Source organism: Acidiphilium sp. PA (genome assembly GCF_026191915.1).
Taxonomy (GTDB): domain Bacteria; phylum Pseudomonadota; class Alphaproteobacteria; order Acetobacterales; family Acetobacteraceae; genus Acidiphilium.
The window spans coordinates 1-7,465 of the sequence record NZ_JAIMBY010000034.1 but is presented as its reverse complement, the minus strand read 5'-3'; the positions used below and the strand labels follow the sequence as shown (position 1 = coordinate 7,465).

At 59.0% G+C, this 7,465-nt stretch carries 8 protein-coding genes and 2 pseudogenes; 6 read left to right on the top strand and 4 right to left on the bottom strand.

All coding sequences use genetic code 11. From position 1 onward, the window contains the following. From AruPA_RS19800 to AruPA_RS21870, 6 genes are all read left to right on the top strand, one after another. Positions 1–567 (top strand): amidohydrolase (locus tag AruPA_RS19800; protein ID WP_265638479.1); only part of this gene is annotated, 567 nt, incomplete at its 5' end. Between the two features lie 12 nt (positions 568–579). Further along, complete coding sequence (locus AruPA_RS19795) at positions 580–1,596, top strand: IS110 family transposase (RefSeq protein ID WP_265638478.1); 1,017 nt, start codon at positions 580–582, stop codon at positions 1,594–1,596. Positions 1,597–1,839: 243 nt separating this feature from the next. Beyond that, positions 1,840–2,289, top strand: coding sequence for a hypothetical protein (locus tag AruPA_RS19790; protein WP_265638477.1), 450 nt, complete (start codon positions 1,840–1,842; stop codon positions 2,287–2,289). Between the two features lie 36 nt (positions 2,290–2,325). Beyond that, positions 2,326–3,006: a trimeric intracellular cation channel family protein gene (locus tag AruPA_RS19785; RefSeq protein WP_265638476.1), complete on the top strand. Its 681-nt coding sequence runs from the start codon at positions 2,326–2,328 to the stop codon at positions 3,004–3,006. A gap of 1 nt (position 3,007) precedes the next feature. Continuing rightward, positions 3,008–3,139, top strand: coding sequence for an NAD(P)H-dependent oxidoreductase (locus tag AruPA_RS21730; RefSeq protein WP_319612409.1), 132 nt, complete (start codon positions 3,008–3,010; stop codon positions 3,137–3,139). Next, positions 3,140–3,373 (top strand): NADPH-dependent FMN reductase, encoded by a 234-nt coding sequence (locus tag AruPA_RS21870; protein WP_405055196.1) that lies wholly within the window; start codon positions 3,140–3,142, stop codon positions 3,371–3,373. Here AruPA_RS21870 and AruPA_RS19775 read toward each other — a convergent pair. The 4 genes and pseudogenes from AruPA_RS19775 to AruPA_RS19755 all read right to left on the bottom strand — a co-directional run. Then, positions 3,335–4,021, bottom strand: coding sequence for an ATP-binding protein (locus AruPA_RS19775; protein ID WP_322784414.1), 687 nt, complete (start codon positions 4,019–4,021; stop codon positions 3,335–3,337). The genes AruPA_RS21870 and AruPA_RS19775 overlap by 39 nt on opposite strands. A 17-nt stretch (positions 4,022–4,038) precedes the next feature. Further along, positions 4,039–5,565 (bottom strand): IS21 family transposase, encoded by a 1,527-nt coding sequence (istA, locus tag AruPA_RS19770; RefSeq protein WP_265638490.1) that lies wholly within the window; start codon positions 5,563–5,565, stop codon positions 4,039–4,041. A 492-nt stretch (positions 5,566–6,057) separates the two neighbouring features. Further along, positions 6,058–7,317: pseudogene (locus AruPA_RS21865) on the bottom strand (putative bifunctional diguanylate cyclase/phosphodiesterase); the annotation flags it as partial. A gap of 27 nt (positions 7,318–7,344) precedes the next feature. Next, positions 7,345–7,465, bottom strand: a pseudogene (locus AruPA_RS19755) (IS1595 family transposase); the annotation flags it as partial.

Genomic DNA, 7,465 nt, shown 5'->3' with positions numbered 1-7,465 from the left:
GCAGGAAATGACGTTCCGGTAGGCCATATGTGCGGCCACGACATGCATGTTGCGTGGCTAGTTGGGGCCGCAGCATTGCTGTCGCAGGCGCGCAGTGCCTGGAAGGGCACGTTGATGGTCGTGTTCCAGCCGGGCGAAGAGACCGCGCAAGGCGCGCAGGCCATGATCAATGACGGCCTGCTGAAACGCTTTCCGACACCCGATGTCGTGCTTGGCCAGCATGTCATGGTCGGCCCCGCCGGTACCCTTGCCGGCAGCGCCGGACCGATCACGTCCGCGGCGGACAGTCTGCAGATCCGTCTGTTCGGACGTGGTGCGCATGGCTCGATGCCGCAGGCAAGCATCGATCCCGTCGTCATGGCGGCATCAATCGTCCTGCGGCTCCAGACCATCGTGTCCCGCGAAGTTGCCGCGAACGGGGCGGCGGTGGTTACGGTCGGCGTGTTGCAAGCCGGCACGAAAGAGAACGTCATTCCTGACGAGGCCACCATCAAGCTGAATGTGTTGGGGTGGACGGCCCAACGGCATCGAATGTGCCAATATAGGGTCGATCAACCAACCCAATGAAAGGGCCGCCCAATGGAATTTAAACGCATTTCGATCGACACGTCCAAGCATGTTTTTACGATCCACGGGGTCGATGACCAGGAGCGCCCGGTACTGCGGCGCGACATCAGGCGGGCTCAGGTCGAACCGTTCTTCGCCAAACTGGCACCGACGGAGGTGGTTCTCGAAGCTTGCGCTGGCTCGCACCATTGGGGGCGAGTGCTCGGTGCTATGGGCCACCGGGTGAGGTTGATCCCACCGCAATATGTGAAGCCCTTCGTTAAGCGCAGCAAGAATGACCGAAATGACGCGGAGGCGATCAGTGAAGCGGCAGCGCGTCCGACCATGCGCACGGTTCCGGTCAAATCGGCAGAGGAGCAAGCCGCGACGATCATTGTGAAGCATCGGGAACTCATGGTGAACCAGCGGACCCAGGCGATCAACGCGTTGCGGGGACACGCGGCGGAATTTGGTATTGTTGCCGCTAAGGGTTGCGCGAACGTCACAGCATTGCTTGCCGTTCTGTCTACTGAGGAGGCAATTCCAGCAATTGCAAAGGCGATGTTCGAGCAGATGGGCCGGCATATCACTGATCTCGATGCGAAGATCGAGGCGCTGGAGAAACAGCTGCTCGAACAGCATAAGACTAACGCGGTGAGCAGGCTCCTGGCCGCGATTCCAGGCGTCGGACCAATCACCGCGATCACCATGGCGCTGAGCGTGAACCCAGCGAACTTTGAGACCGGGAGACATTTTGCCGCCTGGCTTGGGCTGACACCGCGCGAACATTCCACCGGCGGCAAGCATCGTATGGGAAAGATAAGTAAAGCAGGCAATGAGAGGTTGCGACAGTTGCTCGTGGTTGGGGCAATGGCGGTGATCCGCTACGCCAAGCCAGGCAGCAAGTCGGCAACCGCCTGGCTGTTGCAATTGCTGGAGCGGCGGCCGCGCAAGGTCGCAGCGATCGCTCTGGCCAACAAGATGGCCCGGATCATCTGGGCCATGATGGCGCGGGGTGAAGCGTATCGGCGTCAGCCGGTAGCAGTCTGATCCGCGCGCCGGTGCGGAGGGTTTAAGGGCAGAGCAAGAGATGATGATCGGTCGAACCGACGAGCAACAAAATCCGCGAAGGTCCCCGGCATGTAATATGCCGCGGTTGTGTTTGGATGTTGCTCGCGGAACCCATCTGGGCCGGCGGCCATGTTGCCGCATATACAGGCCGAACGCATGACCGCTTTCGAACCGCCATCGAATCTTGCAAATTCCCACTTGAACTCAACGGGCCGTCCACGCATGCGGACCTTCGATGCCGGCGTGCGCAAGCATGTGCTTGCTGCGATCGAGCGGATCGTCAATGCCGAGGCCGAGGCTTCTGGAGCGCCGCGAGAGCCGGAGATTACGCCGCTCGACCGCTACCCGCTCAACGTGAACGACGAAACCGCCAGTAACCGCATCGCCGCGGCGTTCCGAGACTATTTTTCCCCCGACCGGGTGAGACACACCGGACCCGCGCCGGCCAGTGAGGATTTTGGCTGCTTCGGCACGGCGTGGCATGTTCCTTCGGTGTTCTGGTTTGTGGGGGGGAATGATCCGAAATCCTATGCCGACGCCAAAGCAGCGGGTAAGCTCAATGATCTTCCGGTCAATCATAGCCCGCAATTCGCGCCGGTCCTGCACCCCACCCTGGAGACTGGCGTCGAGGCGCTGGTCGTTGGCGCGTTAGCCTGGCTCGATGCATGCTGACGTTCGCGTGCATCGACGGGTGTTGCGGGAGCCGTAATGGCCACGATTGAGAGCTTTGTGCCTATCCTGGACTTGGGCGGGACATTTGTATTTGCGATTAGCGGGGCCGTCGCCGCGGTTAATCGCCGCCTCGACATCTTCGGAATCCTCGTCCTGGCCTTCGTGACGGGAAATGTTGGTGGGATTACGCGTGACGTGCTGATCGGCGCGGTGCCTCCAGCCGCCCTTGTCGATACCCGCTATCTTCTGGTCTCGATTCTGGCGGGGATTATCACTTTTTTCTGGTATGCGGGCGTAGATCGACTTCGTACACCTGTTCTGCTGTTCGATGCGGCGGGGTTGGCGTTTTTTGCCGTCGCCGGCACACAGAAGGCTATCGAGTTTGGATTAGGCCCGGTCCCATCCGCACTCCTCGGCATGCTCAGCGGCATTGGCGGGGGCATGACGCGCGACGTGCTGCTTTCCGAAATCCCGCAAGTGCTGCGTTCTGATTTCTATGCCGTGGCGGCGCTGGCGGGTGCGTTGATCGTCGTCATCGGCGATGGACTTGGTCTTCCCTATAGTGTCTCTGCGCTGGTCGGCGGGATACTATGTTTCGGTCTTCGCTTTATGGCGATCAGGCACGGCTGGCATTTGCCTCTCGCGCACCATTCTGCACGGCAACGCGCGGCGGTAGATGGTTTGAACCAGAACAAGACAACCAGGGAAGGGAACTGAGATGGACAAAATACGCGATGTTGCCGTGATCATCGGCAGCCTCAGGAAGGATTCGATCAATCGCAAAACCGCTCATGCGCTTGCTGAAGTCGCGCCCGCAGGATTGAGGCTCAGCATTGTCAAAATCGGGTAATTGCCCCCCTACAATCCGGATTTAGACGAAAATCCGCCAGCGGAATGGACGGCGTCTCGCCAGCGCATCGCGGCGGCCGACGCGGTTCTTTTTGTCACGCCCGAGTATAACCGCTCGGCGCCAGCCGTTCTGAAGAACGCGATCGATGTCGGCTCGCGTCCTTATGGCAAGAGCGTGTGGAGCGGTAAGATACTGTCAGTTTCCCTTAAAGAGGTTCTGCCTCAATTCGTGTGATAGTGATGCTGCTTGACGGCTGGAACGGAGGTTGGGCTGATACGGCATGCTCAAAAATGCAGAATGGGCGCTTGGATCTGGCCTCGAGCTCTTGGGGTCGGAGTGCCGCGACGGGCGCTGGACGGTCTCGGCCGTGGGCTGCATGTCGTCGAGGATCAGCAGGTTGACGGCGCCAAGGGTACGGATCATCCGCCCGTGGCGTCCCTCGGCGCGAGCAACCGCCAGTTCGGTGAACAGCTTTGGCGCGCGCTGATAGAGCGCCGGGCGATCATCGCGGCAAGCTTTATGACCGAGGGCGCAAGCCAACCATGATTTGCCCACACCGGTCGGACCGCTCAGCACAAGATTATCGTGGGCGTCGATCCAGTCCCCCTGGATGAGCTTCTGGAACAGCGCCCGATCAAGGCCGCGGACGCTCCGGTAATCGACGTCCTCGATCGTGGCGTTGTGGCGTAGCCGAGCATAACGTAGCCTGGTGGTGAGACGCTTATCGCGCCGGGCGGTGATCTCGCGGTCCAGCAGCAGGCCAAGCCACTCGCCGTGGCTGAGGCCAGGGGTCTCGGGATTGGTGTCCAGTTCAGTAAACGCGCGGGCCATGCCCGCAAGGCCGAGCTGATGGATCTGGTCGAGGGTCGGATGGTTCAGCATGAGTTGTCTCCTTCTCTTCAGTGAAAATATCCGCCGCCCCGGATGTTGGGGTGACGGATCGGGGTGGGATCGGGATTGGCTGCGCCGGCGGCTCGTTCGAGCCGGTGATCGAGGATGGATTTGACTGAGCCATAGGTCAGGGTACCAATCGTGAGCGCGCGCTCGGCCGCGGCGTCGAGCCGATCCGCCCCAACCGTGCGGGCCAGGCGCAGGATGCCGATGCAGGCGCGGAATCCCTGCTCGGGATGTGGCCGGCGTTCGAGGATCAGTGTGCAGAATGTCGCGACCGAGGGGCCGAGCAGAGCCGCTTCCTGATTGATCCGCGCGATGGTCCAGTCGCCATGGCGCCTGTGGCTGGAGGGCATGTGCTCGGTGATCGTCGTGTGCTTGCCGTTGCCCGACCCACGCGCATGTACGGCGATCCGTTCGCCGCGCAGGAAGATCTCGACCGTACGCACGGTGAACCGGGCCTCGACCTCGGCGCGAGCGTGTCGGTACGGGACCGAGTAAAAATGCTTCTTGATCTCGACGTGGTAATCGATGCCGACCCGCCGGCGCCGCCATTGCGCCAGCACATAAGATTGAGCTGGCAAATCTTTCAGCGCCGGGCGATCGAGGGTCTCCAGCAGATGCCGGCGGGTTGCACCCAGACGGCGGATGATCCGCTGCTCGTTCAGCCAGAGGCAGAATTCGCCGATGGCGGCGTTCAGCTCGGCAAGGCTGTGGAACACCCGGTTGCGCAGCTTGCCCAGCAGCCATCGCTCCGCCAGCAAAACCGCCACCTCGGCCTTCGCCTTGTCGCGCGGCCGACGCGGGCGCGCCGGGAGAACGGCGGTGCCGTAATGGCGCACCATGTCGGTGTAGGTCCGGTTCACCTCGGGATCGTAGAGGCAGGACCGGATGATCGCGACCTTGGCGTTGTCGGGCACCAGCAGCGCAGGCACTCCGCCGATCGCGGCGAACGTCCGGTTATGCGCCTCGATCCAGTCTGGCAGCGTCTGGGTCCAGGTAGCTTCGGCGTAGGTGAAGCTCGATGCGCCAAGAACCGCGAGGAAGATCTGCGCCGCGCGCGTCTCACCGGTCAGCCGGTCGATCACCACCGGCACCGTGTCGCCGGCATAGTCGACGAACAGCTTCTCGCCCGAGGCGTGGGTCTGACGCATCGTCACCGGCAACCGGGCTTCCCAGGTTCTGTAAAGCTCGCAGAACCGGCTGTAGCGGTACCCGTCCGGATGCTCGGCGATATACTCGTCCCACAAGATCGACAGCGTTACATGCTTGCGCTGCAGTTCCCTGCGGATTTGGGTCCAATCCGGCTCATCCACCCGCCGATGACCTGGCCGCTTACCCGCCGCACCATCAAACAACCGACTTCCCAATGCCGCTTCGGGCAGCGCCAAAGCCCCCGGACCATCGAGTCCCGCCGCCTGCAGCCGCTTCAGCGTCAGGCGCACCGTCGATGCCGCGACCCCAACCCGGATGCCCACTTGCCGGGTCGATAGACCCGCCATTCTCAGCCGCACAATCTCGCGCACATCGCGCATCGCTATCCGCTCCACTGGCATTCATCTGCTCCCTTGATCAGCCAAAGGGAGTGAACCTGAACAAACCAGCAGCAACCTCAATCCGGCCCCGCCTCGAACCCGCCCAGGTGGGCGAATTGAAGTCGGAACGGGTGGGCGAATTAACGTCGGAATGGGTGGGCGAATAAATCCCGGAATACCGGGCGAGTTACTCTCGGAATGCTGGGCGAATTGACCCCGGAATCAGCATGGTAACCTCCGAATCGGTTACCTCCCCACGAATCCCAGATCGATCCACTCGGGAATCCACAAAATGCCCGACGCCTCAATTTCCGACGTCCTGTTGCATATCGGACTCAGTGAACCGTCAGTTCAGAGGGTTGAACAGCCCTGGGTGACAACCGGATAGGCAAGCATCGGATTTCCACTCGTTATGAAAAACAGACCGACGCACAACGTACTGAAATCACACAACTATCATTCGGCGTCAGGCTCCAAGAGGAAGATTCTTTCTCAGTCCTGCCTGTCAGCCGCTTTTGCTTCCGCGTCAGTTATACAGTTGCCGCCGGCAATAAACTTTAATATATCATTTTCGTCCATAGGTCGCGCGAGCAAATAACCTTGCACGAAGTCACATTCGAGATCCCGAACGTATTGCAATTGACGGGGGGTTTCAACACCCTCAACCGTGACTGGAATATTCAAGGCCTGTGCCATACCCATGATGGCTTCAAAAACTGGCTCACGGTCGTTTTGGTGGCAAACTCGTGAAACAAAAGATCTGTCAACTTTAATGAAATCAAAATTAAATATATTTATATATGAAAGCGACGAATAGCCCGTTCCAAAATCGTCCAGAATAATTGAAACACCAGCGTCTTGGATGCTCCGTAGTATTTCCATACATGACGATTTTTCTGTCATAAGAATGGATTCGGTTACCTCAATCTTTAGTCTTTCGGCAGGAAGTCCGGCATCGGAAAGCGCCGCTAGCACCGCGCCGAGTAAGTCATTATTCTCAAATTGCTTGATCGAGGCATTCACCGCTATTTTTATATGCGGCGGCCACCTTCGAGCGGCTTGACACGCATGCCGTAAGACCCAATTCCCGATAGGGATTATCAAGCCCGTCTCTTCTGCGACTGGAATAAATTCGGCAGGAGAAATTAGGCCCCGCTCAGGGTGATGCCAACGGAGCAACGCTTCGACGCCAGCAATTGATAAGTCCGAGGTTTTCAATATTGGTTGATATGCTAAGGTAAATTGGTTTGTGTCAATCGCAGCAAGAAGATCGGAACGCATCCGCTTCGTCCAATCTGCTTTGACTTGCATATCAGGTCGAAACAATAGATAAGTACCCCGCGATTTTGTCTTTGCTTCGTATAACGCCAGATCTGCTTGCTTGTAGAGAAGATCTTCGTCGACACAACCAATGCTCGCAACCGCGACCCCGATAGACAGGGTGGTCGACAGAGCAATGCCCTCGATTTCAAATGGCGCCTTCATTGCGAGGCCTATCCGCTCTGCGAGGCGGATCGAGTCTTTAGACGTGCTTACACCCGTCTGGAGGATAGCGAACTCATCACCACCGCAACGTGCCAGAAGATCGTTGCCGCGGATGCACGATCTGAGACGAATCACGAGTTGCTTTAAGAGCTGATCACCTACGGGATGACCATATAGGTCATTCGCCTCTTTGAAATAATCAAGATCAAGACATAGCAATGCTACACGATTACCGGAATGCTGACCTGCTAGGCTTTCGCTTACTCGTTCAAAAAACGAACCGTGCCTATCCGGTTAAGTCAGACACCCACTACATGTGGGGTGGACCCATGCTCCCGAATAAAGCTGGGCATAGGTTGGCGCCTCGGCGCCGCCCGCGATGCCGAGCAACGAGCGGAAGGCGTTGAACGGATAA